The sequence below is a fragment of the Plantactinospora sp. WMMB782 genome (assembly GCF_049179135.1).
Lineage (GTDB): Bacteria > Actinomycetota > Actinomycetes > Mycobacteriales > Micromonosporaceae > Plantactinospora.
The window spans coordinates 4,893,780-4,907,945 of sequence record NZ_JBMHMC010000007.1 but is presented as its reverse complement, the minus strand read 5'-3'; the positions used below and the strand labels follow the sequence as shown (position 1 = coordinate 4,907,945).

Below are 14,166 nucleotides of genomic sequence, written 5' to 3'. Positions count from 1 at the left end.
CGCCGCCCGGCTCAGAGCGCCGGATCCTGCGGGTCGAGATCGTGCAGCGGGAAGACCGCCTTGCGGGTCGCCATGATCGCCCGGTCGACCGCGTCCGGCTCGCCGCTCGGCTGCCACGGCTCGTACGAGCCGTCCGCCTCGTCGGTCATCCGCAGCGGCACCTCACGCTCCGGGCGGCGGTCCCTGGCCAGCGCCCGCCAGGCCGGCGGGGTGAGCGCGTCCGGCGCGACCGGCTCGCCGGTGGCCACCGCGAGCAGGTGCGTCCAGGCCCGGGGCACCACCTCGACCAGCGCGTAACCGCCGCCGCCGGTAGCCACCCAGCGGCCCTCGCAGAGCTCGTCGGCCAGCGCCCGCAACGCCAGATAGCTCGCCCGCTGCCCGTCCACGCTCAGCCGCAGGTCCGCCAGCGGATCGAGCCGGTGGCTGTCCGCACCACACTGGGTGACCAGGATCTGCGGCCGGAAGGCGCGCAGCAGCGCCGGGACCGTGGCGTGGAAGCCGCGCAGCCAACCCGCGTCACCGGTACCGGGGGGCAGTGGCAGGTTGACGGCGCTCCCCTCGGCGCCCGGACCTCCGGTCTCGTCGGAGAAGCCCGTGCCCGGAAAGAGGGCCAGCGGCGTCTCGTGCAGGCTGACCGTCAACACCCGGGGATCGGTGTAGAAGACCTCCTGCACGCCGTCACCGTGGTGCACGTCGACGTCCACGTAGGCCACCCGCTCGGCGCCCAGGTCAAGCAGCCGGGCGATGGCCACCGCCGGGTCGTTGTAGACACAGAACCCGGCCGCCCGGCTCGGCATCGCGTGGTGCAGCCCACCGGCCACGTTCACCGCCCGCCGGGCCTCGCCCCGCCAGACCGCCTCGGCCGCCGCCAGGCTCGCCCCGGCCACCAGGGCACTCGCCTCGTGCATCCCGTCGAAGATCGGATTGTCCGGTGTGCCGAGGCCGTACCCGGAGAAGAGCGGGTCACTCGGCGCCGCCCGCACGGCGTCGAGGTAGTCCGGCCGGTGCACCCGGGCCAGGGCCGCGTCGTCGGCCGGGGAGGGCGCGACCAGACGCACGCCGGGGCGGTCCAGCACGCCGAGTTCCCGGGCCAGGGCCACGGTCAGTTCCACCCGTACCGGATCGAGTGGATGGTCGCCCAGGTCGTACGCCAGCAGACTCTCGTCCCAGACCACCACCGTGTCGTCCGACATGTCGCTCATCGTCGCACGGCGCACACCGACGGGCCGTGATCGCGTACCGGAGCGCCGCGCGCCGCCGGTGCGACCGGCAGCCGGTTACGGCCCGGGGTTCGGTCGGCTGCCCCGGCCACCGTCCCGGTCTCCGACCTGCGGCTACCGGCGGGCCGGGGCCGGATCGCCCGGATCGGCGCCGAGCGCGACCGGCCGATCGGGATCGGTGATCCAGTTGCTCCACGAGCCGACGTAGAGGGCCGCCCCGGGACAACCGGCCCGGTGCAGGGCGAGTACCGCCTGCGCGGCGGTCACCCCGGATCCGCAGTACGCGCCGACCCGTACCCCGGGCCGGACGCCCGCCTCGGCGAACCGGGCCCGCAGCGTCTCGGCGGCGGGTAGCCGGCCGTCCGTGCCGACGTAATCGGTGGCCGGCACGTTCACCGCGCCGGGAATGTGTCCGGCGACCGGGTCGACCGGCTCGGTCTCGCCCCGGTAGCGGGCCGCGGCCCGGACGTCGACCAGGACTCCGCCGGCCGCCACCTCGGCCGCCGAGCCGGCGTCCAGCACCGGCATCCCGCCGGGGCGTACCGTCAGGTCCCCCGTGCGGGACGACGGCGGCCCGGTGCTGACCGGCAGCCCCGCCGCCGTCCAGGCCGGGAAGCCGCCGTCGAGTACCCGGACCTCGGCGTGTCCGGCCCAGCGCAGCGTCCACCAGGCCCGGGCCGCCGCCATCCCGTCGCCGCCGTCGTAGACCACCACCGGCTCGCCGGTCCGGACGCCGGCCGCGCGGAGTACCCGCTGCAACGCAGCCGGGTCCGGCAGCGGGTGCCGGCCGCCCTCACCGGGCGGCCCGGACAGCTCGGTGTCCAGGTCGACGAAGACCGCGCCGGGCAGGTGCCCGGCCAGGTAGTCGGTGCGGCCGGGCGGCCCGACGAGCCGCCAGCGGACGTCGAGTACGGTCGGCGGCTCGGCCGAGGCCAGTGCGGCGGCGAGCCCGGTCGGGTCGACGAGAAGGTCATCCGGTACGGACACGGCCTCCAGTCAACACCATCCGGTACACAACCGCCGGTTCGGCGGCACTGAATATCGGTGTCCCGAGGTACCATCGTGACCGGGAGGACCACTGACGTGAACGACCTAGTCGACACCACCTCGGGGTTCGTGTACCTCACCAAGAGTGACCGGGGATGGTGATTAAGATCAACGATCTAGTCGACACCACCGAGATGTATCTCCGCACCATCCTCGAGCTGGAAGAGGAGGGGGTGCCGCCGCTGCGTGCCCGGATCGCCGAGCGGCTGCGCCAGAGTGGTCCGACCGTCAGTCAGACCGTGGCCCGGATGGAGCGCGACGGCCTGCTGACCGTCGAGGACGACCGCCACCTCCAGCTCACCGCGCTCGGCCGGACGCAGGCGATCTCCGTGATGCGCAAGCACCGGCTCGCCGAGCTGCTGCTCGTCAACGTGATCGGGATGCCCTACGAGGAGGCCCACGACGAGGCCTGCCGCTGGGAGCACGTGATGAGCGACTCGGTGGAGAAGAAGGTCTACGAACTGCTCGACCGCCCGACCCGGTCGCCGTACGGCAACCCGATTCCGGGGCTGGAGGCGTTCAGCGCCAATCCGGACGTAATGGTCGAAACAGTCACCGAAGGTGAGCGGAACCTCGCCTTCCCCGGCCTGAGCGGCCCGGTGGTGGTCCGGCGGATCTGCGAGAGCGTCCAGAAGGACGGCGACGTGCTGCGGCAGTTGCACGCCGCCGGCGTCGACCCGGGCGCGATGGTGACCGTGGCCCAGGAGCGGGACGGGGTGACGATCGACCGCTCCGGCGACAAGGTACGCCTGCCCCGGGAGGTCGCCTCCCGGGTCTTCGTCGCCGCGCACTGACCGTCGGCTGACACCGGCGTTCTCAGAGACTGCTGGCGTCGATCTTCTTCGCCAGGTCGATCATCTTCGGTGCGAGGGCGTCGGCCTCGGCCTGCTCCTGCCCGGCCGGGAAGGTGAAGCGGAGGCTGACCAGCCGGCCGTTACCGGTGAGCCAACCCACCTCGATCGCACTTCCGGCACTCTTCGCCGGGGCAGTCGTGCTGCGATAGGCGGCCTTGCCCAGCCCCTTGACGGTCTTGCCGCCGCTCGGCACCACCTCGTCGGTGAAGATCGCGGCGTCGGCCGTGGTCGGCGTCACCGAGAGCGCCAGTTCGGGCCGGGCCTCCGCCTCGCCGCGCAGTACGCAGGTGTCGGTCCTGCCGTGCCGGCTGGCCGCCGCCACCTCGAACCGGGTGCCGATGGCCTCCTCGACCGCCGGATACTCCAACAACCGGCAGGCACCGCCGGCAGCCGACGCCGGCAACCGGACCACCTTCGGGGCCGGCCCGACCGGCTGCGGTGTGTCGGCCTCCTCGGCGCAGCCGGCGAGCACCAGCAGGCCGACACCGATCAGGCAGACTCGTCCGCGCACCTCGCACCTCCCGCCCACCCGGCTCGACCGCCGGGAAGTCCGTCGGACACCGTACGGGTTCGACGCGTCCGGCGAAAGCCCGTGCCGGCAGCCGCCGCACCCCGGCCGGTGGCATCGGCGGCAGCCGACCAGATCGACACCTGGGCAACAGGACCAGATCGACTGCGGACGAGGTGTGGCTGGTTCCCGGGCAGCCGGCTCAGCCGGTCGCGGGGGGTGCCGGGTCGTCCACGTACGGGCAGTGCCGGCAGCCGCGTCCGCAGCAGGTGCCCCGCCGGGCCAGGAAACCGGCGGTGAGCACGAAGAGCCCGGTCGCCGGGTCCCGGTAGCCGGCCTCGCCGGCCGCGAGCGCGGCGGCGTGGGCCGCCAGGATCCGCACCCGGTCCGGATGCGTCGACGGAAGCCGGGACGGATGCGGCTGGTCGAGGGGCCGAGGCGCCAACGGCAGCCGCCGCCCGCCGGTCTGCTCCCCCACCCCGTCCATCGCGTCGACCCTACGACACCCCGACCGACAGCTCACGCCGGCAGCCTGCGGCTATCCGAACCAGGTCATCGCCTGGCCGTGTCCCCGGGTCCAGGCCAGCGGCCGGCCGTCCAGTGCGAGCACGTTGTGGAACCCGTCGCCCGGCTCCGCCGGCAGGCCGTCGTACGGCAGCACCTCCGGCGCCTCGTTGGCGATCCAGTGGCCGGGCAGTCCGCGTACCAGTTCGACGAAGGCCGCCCGGCGCGGTGCCGGCACCTGGTAGAGCACGGCGGTGTGCAAGACCACCAGGGTCGCGCCGGCCGGCGCCCGCGCGGCGAGCGCCGGCAGGTCGTCCACCAGGTCGCCACGAAGCAGCAGCGGTGGGTCGGCCGCCGCTACCGCTGCCGCGGCCCGCAGCCGGGCGCGCCGGTGCGCGTGCTCCGGCCAGATCGTCGCGTCGAGCCAGGCGAGGTCGGCGGGTACGGTCACGTCCAGCGGGTTCAGGTCCAGGCCGGCCCGCCACACCACCTCGGGCAGCCGGTCCGGCGGCTCCGTCCCGGTGAGCGCGCAGTCGAGCACCGGTTCGCCGTCGCCGAGCGGCCGGTCGTCGTAGCGGTAGGCGTAGCGGTCCGGATAGAGGCAGAGCCCGGCCGAGGCGCCGACCTCCAACAGTGCGAGCGGCTGCGGCAGACGCGCGAGCACCGGCAACAGCAGGGCGCAGCGGCCGACCTCGTTGGTCTGGGTGGCCCGGTCGGCGACCTCGGCGGCGATCACCGGCCAGTTCTCCAGCACGTAGTCGTGGAAGGCGCCCGGGTCCTCGACCGGGCCACCGAGCAGGCGTACGACGCCGAAGAGCAGGTTCGGCTGCTGCTTGGCGGGCGGCAGCGTACCGATCAGGTCGAGCAGTTCGTCGTCGCGGGCGACCGCGAGGGAGAGCCGCTCGTAGGCGGGCGAGACACCCCGCGCCTCGCGGGAGCCGAACTCGACATACCGGCTGGCGATCGTCATGTCCCGATGATCGCAGCCGGCCAGGTGGCGGTCCGTCCCTCTCGGGTGTGGCGGGGAGGTGTCCCTGCTCACCCCTCCGGCCCGGTGTGCGGCGCGGCTAACTGACCCGACGCTGGACGCGCCACAGGCCGACCGCCGCCAGTAACGCGCTGGCACCGAGGTAGAGCGCCAGTTCGACCCATTGGAACGGCCAGAACCGCCGGTTGGGTTGGTAGGCGATGTCCACGTGCAGGTCGAGCCTGCCGAGGCACGCCGCGGTGTCACCGAACGTGCCGGTGGCGCCGGTCTTCGGGGCGTTGCTGAAACACGCGTCGAACGCGTCGTCGGAGAGTGGACGGCCGTCCCGCGTCAGGAGCTTGCTGGTGTCGGTGACCCAGGCGTCCGGCACCTCCAGCCCTCCGACGACCGGCCCGCCGGTGATGCTGCCCAGCGACCGGGCCCGGTTGACGACGTCGGCGGTCATCGACACGGTGACCCGCTCGGCCGGCAGGTAGTGCGGTCGCACCAGGTTCGGTACGGCGAACTGCGTCGCGATCACGGTCAGGAACACGATCGCCATCGCCGGTAGGGTGCGGCGCACCAGCAACCCGGTGACGGCGCCGAGGGTGAGGGCGAAGGCCGCGTAGCCGATCGGCACGATACTCCGCGCGCCGAACAGGAGCGCGCTGAACCGGTCGTCGGTCGCCTGGTCCACCGGAGCCGCCGCCCAGGTCAGCAGCGCGCTGAGCGTGCCGGCGACGGCCATGCCGGCAAGGCCGAGCACCGCCAGTTTGATCGCCAGCCAGCGGCGGCGGGGAACACTCTGGTTCCACACGAGCCGATGGGTGCCGTTCTCCAGCTCCCGGGCGAGAAGTGGCGCGCCCCAGAACGCGCCGAGGAACGCGGGTACCAGCCCGGCACCGGCGGCGAGGAACAGCATCGTCTGTGCGTACCGGTTCGGGAGCTGGGAGGGGTCGCGAACGGCGCGGATGTCCACGCCGAGACGCACCAGGTAGATGGCTGCCAGCACGAGCAGGACCACTCCGACGAACGCCTGGGTGCGGAACTGCCGCAGGCTCATCCTGATCATCGCGACACCGCCGTGTCCGCGCGGGGCGTGCGAGCCGCTCCGGCGGCTCGCGACATGTAGGCGAGGACGAGGTCCTCCAGCGTGGCCGGCACGGTATCCGGGGTCGCCGTACGGCTGGCCACCGCTGCGTCGCCCCGGACCACGACGTGGTCGTGTTCGGCCCAGACGACCTCGACGCCTGCGGGCGTCGAGGCCGGACCGTCGGCGATCCTGTGGTGCGAGGCGAGCAGATCCGGTACCGGACCGGCGACCTGGATGCGCGAGTCGCAGAGTACGACGAGGTAGTCGCAGACCTGCTCGACATCGCTCAACAGGTGCGAGGAGAGCACGGCGCTGGCGCCGAGTTCGGCTACGAACTCCACCAGGCTGTGCATGAAACTCCGGCGGGCCAAGGGGTCCAGTGCGGCGGCGGGCTCGTCGAAGATGAGCAGTTCGGGACGCTTGGCGGCGGCGATGGCCAGCGCGAGTTGCGCGCGCTGGCCGCCGGAGAGCCGGCCCGCCTTCTGCGCGGGGTCCAGGCCGACCTCGGCGATCCGCCGCTCGGCCAGCGCCGCGTCCCAGGACGGATTCAGCCAAGCGCCCATCCTGAGGTGCTCGGCGACGCTGAACGACGCGTACACCGGAGTGTCCTGGGCGACGAAGCCGACCCGGGCCAGGTGTGCCGCGTTGGCCGCCGGTCTGGATCCGAGGACTGACAACGTGCCCGAGGTCGGCGAGATCAGCCCGCAGGCCAGTTGCAGGAGCGTGGACTTGCCGGCGCCGTTCGGGCCGACCAGCCCGACGACATGGCCACGCGGAATCCTCAGGTCGCAGTCGGTCAACGCGGTGCGGCGACCGTACCGTTTGGTCAGCCGTTCGGCGTGCAGCACGAGTGGTGTTCGCATGAAGCTATCCTGCGAACGGCGGATGGGCCGGGCATCGGTCCAAAGCAGGGGCCGGTGAGGACGGCGCCCCTACTTTCGGCTGGTTCGGACACCGGTGGCGAGTTCATAGCGTCGTCGGCATGAACACGGCATACCGGAGCGCGGTGAATGTCACGCTGGGACTGGTCTTCGTGGTCGGGGTCGGGCTGACGGCGTACCTGATCGCAGACAGTTGGGGTGGGCTCTACTGGCTGTTCGACTGCCTGGCCGGGGTGGTGGCAGGAGTGCTCGCCCTGCTGCGCGGGCCCCGTCGGAGCTGGCCGGTGGCGGGTGGGCTGGCGGTCGCGGCGGTGGCCGTCGTGGTGGCCCGGATCTTCGATCTGCCGCAGGAGCCGGGACCGGTCACCGCGCTGGCCGTGGCCGTACTCGTCGGATCGGGAATCCGAACCCTGCCCGGACGACGTGCCGCGACCGTCGCGGCGGGCGGATTCGCGATCGTGCTGGGTACCTGGCTGACGGCGCTCCCGGACGCGGCGGGCTTTACCGTGATGACCCTCGTGAACCTGGCCAGCTGGCTGGTAGCCGTGGCGCTCGGCGTCGCCATGCGGGTGGCCGGGCGGACCTCGTAGCTTGAACAGGGTGAACATCTGGGACCGGCTGTTCGGGGCCACGGCCAGCGCCGCACCGGCCGCCGTATTCGCCGTCGCGATCGGCGTCCAGGCGGTGGCGGTCGCCCAGTCCTGGGGCATCCGGTACTGGCTCGTCGGCGGTGCGGCCGCCGTCGTGGTCTGTGTGCTGGCGCTGGCACGGCGGTGGCAGCGGACGTGGCTGGTGGTCGCCGGTCTCGGCACCGCCGGACTGGCCGTCGCGGCGGCCCGGTTGTTCCACCTTCCGACCGAGCCGGGACCGGCCATGGCGCTGGCGCTCGCCGTCCTCGTCGGGTCGGCGGTGCGGGCGTTGCCTCCCGTACCGGCCGGTTCGCTCGCCGCCGGCGGGTTCGCGGTGGTCGTCGGGGCCTATCTCGCCGCTCGGCCGCACTCCTCGGGCGCGTCGGCGGTCGTGGCGGTCAACGTCGCGGCCTGGCTGGGCGCGGTCACGGTCGGGCTGGCGCTGCGGCTGCTCGACGGCCGCGCGGCGGCCACCGCCGAGAGGGTACGCCGGGACGAACGGCTCGAACTCGCCCGGGAACTACACGACGTGGTGGCCCACCACATCACGGGCATGCTGATCCAGACGCAGGCCACCCAGGTCATCGCCCGGAAGAACCCGGGGCAGGTGACCGAGTCGCTGACCGGGATCGAGACCGCCGGCGCCGAGGCGCTGCGCGCGATGCGCCGGGTGGTCGGGCTGCTGCGCGACACCGAGGACGCGCCACCCGCCTCGGCCGGGCCGGAACAGCTCGGCGCACTCGTCGAGCGCTTCAACCGGCAGGGTCCGCCGGTGCGGCTACGGGTACCCGACGAACGCGCGGCGTGGCCGCCGGAGGTGACCAGCACCGTGTACCGGATCGTCCGGGAGGCGCTGACGAACGTGGCCCGGCACGCGCCGCACGCCAACACCGTCAGCGTCACCGTCGACCAGGATCCCGCCGGCATCAGCGTCGAGGTGATCGACGACGCGCCACCGGGTCCCGCCCGCGCCGCCCACCGCAGTGGCTACGGCCTCGTCGGCATGCGCGAACGCGTCGAGACCCTCGGCGGTACGCTGCGGGCCGGTCCCCGCCCCGGCGCCGGCTGGTCGGTACTGGCCACGCTGCCCACCCGTTCCGAATGGCCGCGATGACCATCCGCGTACTGATCGCCGACGACCAGGCCATGGTCCGGAGCGGCCTGAAGCTCATCCTCGAGGACCAGCCGGACATCGACGTCGTCGCCGAGGCCTCGGACGGCGTCGACGCGATCGCCCGAGCCCGCCGACTGCGCCCCGACGTCTGCCTGGTGGACATCCGGATGCCCCGGCTCGACGGCATCGAGGTGACCCGGGCACTGGCCGGGCCCGGCGTACCGAACCCGCTGCGGGTTATCGTCGTCACCACATTCGACCTCGACGAATACGTGTACGGAGCACTGCGCGGCGGTGCGGCCGGCTTCATCCTCAAGGACGCCGGGCCAGCCCTGCTGGTCGAGGCCGTACGCGCCGCCCACAACGGCGACGCGCTCGTCTCCCCGTCGATCACCGTGCGGCTCCTGCGCCACCTCACCGCACCGGCACCACGACCCGACAGGTCCCTACCGGCTCTGTCGGAACGCGAGATCGAGGTGGTTCGGAAGATCGCCCGCGGTCGCACCAACCTGGAGATCGGAGCCGAACTGTTCATCACCCTCAGTACCGTCAAGAGCCACGTCTCGACCATCCAGACCAAGCTCGGCCTCCGCAACCGCACCGAGATCGCAGTCTGGGCCTACGAGAACCGGATCGTCGAAACCGCATGAAGGCGACGTAGCCGTTCGCGGCACGACAGGGACGGGATCGGGCCTGCGGCCCGATCCCGTCCCTGTACAACATCAACCTGCTACCCGCACCTGCGGAACAGCATCAGACACACTTCGCCGAGTCAGCTGCAACCCGAGGTCGAGCCGCAACCCTCGCAGACGTAGCAACTGCCGGCGGGACGCATCTTCGTGCCGCAGGTGAAACAGAGCGGGGCGTCGGCCGCGGTGCCGAGTACCGCTTCGAGCAGTTCGGTGGAGGAGCCGGCCTGCACCGCCGGGCGGTCCGGCGTCGTGTCGACCGGCTGCTCCGCCGCCGGCTCCGGCTTGGCGGTCTCCACCGGCGCCGAGGCGGCCATCGCGGCGAGGTCAACCCCGCTCTCCGCCTCGGCCTCGGCCCGCAGCTGCGCGGCCCGCTCCTTGGCGGTGAAGATGCCCAGCTCGGACCGGCGCTCGTAGGGCAGGAAGTCCAGCGCCAGCCGGCGGAAGATGTAGTCCATCACCGAGGCGGCCATCCGGATGTCCGGGTCGTCGGTCATCCCGGCCGGCTCGAACCGCATGTTGGTGAACTTGCTGACGTACGTCTCCAGCGGAACGCCGTACTGCAGGCCGATCGAGATGGCCACCGAGAAGGCGTCCATCACCCCGGCCAGCGTCGAGCCCTGCTTCGACATCTTCAGGAAGACCTCGCCGAGTCCGTCGTCCGGGTAGGACGAGGCGGTGAGGTAGCCCTCGGCCCCGCCGACCGAGAACGAGACCGTCTCGGAGGGACGCTTCTTCGGCAGCCGCTTGCGCACCGGCCGGTACTCGACGACCTTCTCGACCGTCTTCTCCACCGCGACCGGCTCGACCGCCTTCTCCGGCTCCTTCTTGGCGGCGGAGAGCGGCTGGCCGACCTTGCAGTTGTCCCGGTAGATCGCCAGCGCCTTCAGGCCGAGCTTCCAGCCCTCGAAGTAGATCTCCTCGACCTCCTCGACGGTCGCCGACTCCGGCATGTTGACCGTCTTGGAGATCGCGCCGGAGATGAACGGCTGCACGGCCGCCATCATCCGGACGTGCCCCATCGGGGCGATCGAGCGCTGGCCCATCGCGCAGTCGAAGACGGCGTAGTGCTCCGGCTTCAGCCCCGGCGCGTCGACCACGTGGCCGTGCTCGGAGATGTGCTCGACGATCGCCTCGACCTGCTCCTCGGGGTAGCCGAGGCTGCGCAGGGCGCGCGGCACGGTCTGGTTGACGATCTGCATCGAGCCGCCGCCGACCAGCTTCTTGAACTTGACGAGCGCGAGGTCCGGCTCGACCCCGGTGGTGTCGCAGTCCATCATCAGGCCGATGGTGCCGGTGGGCGCCAACACACTGGCCTGGGCGTTACGCCAACCGTGCTTGTCGCCGACCTTGTTGCCCTGGGTCCACTGCCTGGTGGCCTCCCGGACGATCTCGGTGGCGACGGCACCGGTCGGCCTGATCGCGTCGTTCGCGGCGGCGTGCTTGCGCATCACCCGCTTGTGCGGCTCGGCGTTGCGGGCGTACCCGTCGTAGGCGCCGACCACGCCGGCCAGCTCGGCCGAACGGCGGTACGCGGTGCCGGTCATCAGCGAGGTGATCGCGGCGGCCACCGACCGTCCGCTCTCCGAGTCGTACGGGTGGCCGGTCGCCATCAGCAGCGCGCCGAGGTTGGCGTACCCGATGCCGAGCTGCCGGTATGCCCGGGTGGTCTCGCCGATCTTCTCGGTCGGGAAGTCGGCGAAGCAGATCGAGATGTCCATCGCGGTGATGACCAGCTCGACCGACCGGACGAACCTGGCGACTTCGAACCCGCCGTCGGCACGGAGGAACTTCATCAGGTTGAGCGAGGCGAGGTTGCACGAGGAGTTGTCCAGGTGCAGGTACTCCGAGCAGGGGTTGGAGGCGGTGATCCGGCCGGTCTCCGGGCAGGTGTGCCAGTCGTTGATGGTGTCGTCGTACTGCAGGCCGGGGTCGGCGCACTCCCAGGCGGCCTGGGAGATGGTCCGGAACAGGCCCTTGGCGTCGATGGTCTCGATCACCGCGCCGTCCAGCCGGCCGCGCAGGTCGAACTTCCCGCTGTCCTGGACCGCCCGCATGAACTCGTCGGAGACCCGAACCGAGTTGTTGGCGTTCTGGTACTGCACGCTGACGATGTCGGAGCCGCCGAGGTCCATGTCGAAGCCGGCGTCCCGCAGCGCGCGGATCTTGTGCTCCTCCCGTGCCTTGGTGAGCACGAACTCCTCGACGTCCGGGTGGTCGACGTCCAGGATGACCATCTTGGCCGCCCGCCGGGTCGCCCCGCCGGACTTGATGGTGCCGGCACTGGCGTCCGCGCCGCGCATGAAGCTGACCGGGCCGGAGGCGGTGCCGCCGCTGGAGAGCAGCTCCTTGGAGGAGCGGATCCGGGAGAGGTTCACCCCGGAACCGGAACCACCCTTGAAGATCAGCCCCTCTTCCTTGTACCAGTCGAGGATCGAGTCCATCGAGTCGTCGACAGCGAGGATGAAACAGTTGTGCACGCGAAGGTTGTCGGAAAGGTACTCCCCCGACTCGGTCTGGATGTCGTAGACCTCCATCGGGCCGAGCCGTTCGATCCGGTCGATCTGCAACCGCTTGGTCGGCTTCGCGGCCCGACCCGGCTTGCCGAACCCCTGCTCCAGCCGGTCCGACTTCCAGACATCGACGAACCCGATTTCGTCGGCGAAGATCTGCCGATCACCGTCGTTCTGAATCCCGAGCGACCAGCAACCGAGACGATCTTCCCGCTTGTCGGCCTTGTAGGAGACCCGGGAGAAGATCCCGAAGCGCAGCAACAGCCGTTGCAGGCCACGGACCAGCTTCTCGGACACCATGTCGACCGCCACCCGGGTGGAGCCTTCCCGCGCCGAGACGTACCCCTCGGCCTGGAAGATGCTCTTCAGGTACGCGGCGACCACCGGCAGCGGTGCCGCGAAGAGGGCGGTCGGCACCTCCATCGCGGTTCCCCGGTCCAGCAGGCCCCACTTGTCGACGAAGGGCCGCAGGTGCTCCCCGTAGAGGCGGGTACGCCGGCAGTCCAGGTTCTCGTCCTGGGTCGCGACCTCGCGCTCGTGTCGGTGTGCTCCCGGGAACACCTCGTCGATCGCGGTCACCACCCAGTCGAGCTCGTAGTCGTTCACCGTGATGGCCTCGATGGTCAGCGACCGGTTCGTGCCATGCGAGTACTGCCCCACGAAGCCGTCCGACTGCATCCATCCGGCCAGCGCCGCCTCGGCGATCTCCCGCAGTTGGATCTCGTCCTCGCCGTGTGCGTCCCGGCGGTGCCACTGGAGCGCGTCGCCGCCGACGAGCGTGCCGGCGGGCACGAACTCACCGCTCTCCTCACCCGTCGACTTCCAGACCAGATGGTCGGCGGTGACATCAAGCGTGTAGCCGGCCTTGGTGTGCAGCCGCAACACGTCCTTCACGCCGTTGGCCTTGACCGCGAGGATCCTGGTCAGCCCGTGGGCGTCGTAGACCTTGGTGCCGACCGCGTTCTCCTCGACGAGCCGGCCGATCGGCACCAGACCGCCGGGGGTACTCACCAGCGAGTCGTAGGGCTGACAGGCACTGACCTGCTGCGGCGACGCCGTACCGACGTTGAACCAGACCGGCGAGTTGAAGCTGAACACCTGGTGCAGCAGCATCCAGGTCAGCTCGTGCGCGAAGACCTCGGCGTCGGCCGGGCTGGCGAAGTAGCCGTGCCGCTCCCCCGCCGCCCGGTACGTCTGCACCACCCGGTCGATGAGCTGCTTGAGCGACCACTCCCGCTCCGGCGTGCCGACCGCACCCCGGAAGTACTTGGTGGTGACGATGTTCGCCGCGTTGACGCTCCACGACTCCGGGAACTCGACGCCCCGCTGCTCGAAGTTGATCGAGCCGTCCCGCCAGTTCGTCATGACGACGTCCCGGCGCTCCCAGGTCACCTCGTCGTACGGGTGCACCCCCTCGGTCGTCCAGACGCGCTCGACCCTCAGGCCGGCCGCCGCCGACGTCGCCCGACCACGTGACCTGCTCGCTGTCACACCTTCCCCCGACATCTCATCCGCCCCCTCACGCACGCACGACTCTTCCCGTCGTACGGCTTCGCTGATCTTTACCCGAAAGAACTAGTCGACCGACTGGCCCTGGCCCGCCGGCTGGACGGCCCCGCCACCGTCCTGCACCGGCCGGCTCCGAGCCACCGCCGCCGCCCGCAGCGAGTCGATCTCCCGCTCGAAGTCGTCGAGCGACTCGAACGACCGGTACACGCTGGCGAAGCGCAGGTAGGCCACCTCGTCCAGCTCGCGCAGTGGGCCCAGGATGGCCAGCCCCACGTCGTGACTCGGGAGTTCGGCCGCGCCCTTGGCCCGGACGGTCTCCTCCACCCGCTGGGCCAGCAGGGCGATCGCGTCGTCGTCGACCGGACGGCCCTGGCACGCCTTGCGCACCCCGCCGATGATCTTCGTCCGGCTGAACGGCTCGGTGACACCGCTCCGCTTGACCACGGCCAGCACGGGCTCCTCGACCGTGGTGAACCGCTTGCCACACTCCGGGCAGGCCCGCCGGCGCCGGATCAGCTGACCGTCGTCGGCCTCCCGCGAGTCGACCACCCGCGAGTCGGCGTGCCGGCAGTACGGACACCGCATCGCCGACCTCCTTCGCACCGCCGGAACCACCCGCCGGAGCACCACCGCGCCCA

At 71.6% G+C, this 14,166-nt stretch carries 12 protein-coding genes and 3 pseudogenes; 4 read left to right on the top strand and 11 right to left on the bottom strand.

All coding sequences use genetic code 11. The annotated features are described in order from the left end of the window. Nucleotides 1-11: 11 nt before the first annotated feature. On the bottom strand, nt 12-1,193 hold the full coding sequence (locus ACN28A_RS24260; RefSeq protein WP_421404620.1) for an acetoin utilization protein AcuC: 1,182 nt from the start codon (nt 1,191-1,193) through the stop codon (nt 12-14). A 141-nt stretch (nt 1,194-1,334) separates the two neighbouring features. Continuing rightward, nucleotides 1,335-2,207, bottom strand: a complete 873-nt coding sequence (locus ACN28A_RS24255; RefSeq protein WP_421398365.1) for a sulfurtransferase — start codon at nt 2,205-2,207, stop codon at nt 1,335-1,337. A 155-nt stretch (nt 2,208-2,362) separates the two neighbouring features. Here ACN28A_RS24255 and ACN28A_RS24250 point away from each other — a divergent pair, with 155 nt between their 5' ends. Further along, nucleotides 2,363-3,061: a metal-dependent transcriptional regulator gene (locus tag ACN28A_RS24250; protein WP_421398362.1), complete on the top strand. Its 699-nt coding sequence runs from the start codon at nt 2,363-2,365 to the stop codon at nt 3,059-3,061. 22 nt (nt 3,062-3,083) lie between these two features. Here the strand turns inward: ACN28A_RS24250 and ACN28A_RS24245 are convergent, their stop codons facing one another. The 5 genes from ACN28A_RS24245 to ACN28A_RS24225 all read right to left on the bottom strand — a co-directional run bounded on the left by ACN28A_RS24245 (nt 3,084) and on the right by ACN28A_RS24225 (nt 7,056). Then, a complete protein-coding gene (locus ACN28A_RS24245; RefSeq protein ID WP_421398361.1) occupies nt 3,084-3,632 on the bottom strand; it encodes a hypothetical protein in 549 nt (182 codons plus the stop codon). Nucleotides 3,633-3,831: 199 nt separating this feature from the next. Then, nucleotides 3,832-4,116, bottom strand: a complete 285-nt coding sequence (locus ACN28A_RS24240) for a DUF5522 domain-containing protein (protein WP_421398358.1) — start codon at nt 4,114-4,116, stop codon at nt 3,832-3,834. Nucleotides 4,117-4,167: 51 nt separating this feature from the next. After that, the gene (locus tag ACN28A_RS24235; protein ID WP_421398356.1) at nt 4,168-5,103 is read right to left on the bottom strand and encodes a DUF2332 domain-containing protein; all 936 of its coding nucleotides are present in this window, start codon (nt 5,101-5,103) and stop codon (nt 4,168-4,170) included. 97 nt (nt 5,104-5,200) lie between these two features. Continuing rightward, the gene (locus ACN28A_RS24230; RefSeq protein ID WP_421398354.1) at nt 5,201-6,172 is read right to left on the bottom strand and encodes a transmembrane transport protein; all 972 of its coding nucleotides are present in this window, start codon (nt 6,170-6,172) and stop codon (nt 5,201-5,203) included. Next, entirely contained in the window at nt 6,169-7,056 is an 888-nt protein-coding gene (locus ACN28A_RS24225; protein ID WP_421398352.1) for an ABC transporter ATP-binding protein, read from the bottom strand. Before ACN28A_RS24225 ends, ACN28A_RS24230 begins: the two co-directional genes overlap by 4 nt. Before the next feature lie 119 nt (nt 7,057-7,175). On the opposite strand from ACN28A_RS24225, the gene ACN28A_RS24220 reads away from it, so the two are divergent. Genes ACN28A_RS24220 through ACN28A_RS24210 form a run of 3 tightly spaced genes read left to right on the top strand, consistent with a single transcriptional unit; the run spans nt 7,176 to nt 9,467 of the window. After that, nucleotides 7,176-7,664, top strand: a complete 489-nt coding sequence (locus tag ACN28A_RS24220) for a hypothetical protein (protein WP_421398351.1) — start codon at nt 7,176-7,178, stop codon at nt 7,662-7,664. 10 nt (nt 7,665-7,674) lie between these two features. Next, nucleotides 7,675-8,817 (top strand): sensor histidine kinase, encoded by a 1,143-nt coding sequence (locus ACN28A_RS24215; RefSeq protein ID WP_421398348.1) that lies wholly within the window; start codon nt 7,675-7,677, stop codon nt 8,815-8,817. Beyond that, nucleotides 8,814-9,467, top strand: a complete 654-nt coding sequence (locus ACN28A_RS24210) for a response regulator (RefSeq protein WP_421398346.1) — start codon at nt 8,814-8,816, stop codon at nt 9,465-9,467. Before ACN28A_RS24215 ends, ACN28A_RS24210 begins: the two co-directional genes overlap by 4 nt. 122 nt (nt 9,468-9,589) lie before the next feature. Here ACN28A_RS24210 and ACN28A_RS24205 read toward each other — a convergent pair. The 4 genes and pseudogenes from ACN28A_RS24205 to nrdR form a co-directional block, all read right to left on the bottom strand. After that, nucleotides 9,590-11,989, bottom strand: a pseudogene (locus ACN28A_RS24205) (vitamin B12-dependent ribonucleotide reductase); the annotation flags it as partial. Between the two features lie 177 nt (nt 11,990-12,166). Continuing rightward, nucleotides 12,167-13,039, bottom strand: a pseudogene (locus ACN28A_RS24200) (LAGLIDADG family homing endonuclease); the annotation flags it as partial. A gap of 9 nt (nt 13,040-13,048) precedes the next feature. After that, nucleotides 13,049-13,525: pseudogene (locus ACN28A_RS24195) on the bottom strand (vitamin B12-dependent ribonucleotide reductase); the annotation flags it as partial. A gap of 69 nt (nt 13,526-13,594) precedes the next feature. Beyond that, the gene (gene nrdR, locus ACN28A_RS24190; protein WP_421398345.1) at nt 13,595-14,113 is read right to left on the bottom strand and encodes a transcriptional regulator NrdR; all 519 of its coding nucleotides are present in this window, start codon (nt 14,111-14,113) and stop codon (nt 13,595-13,597) included. Between the last annotated feature and the right edge of the window lie 53 nt (nt 14,114-14,166).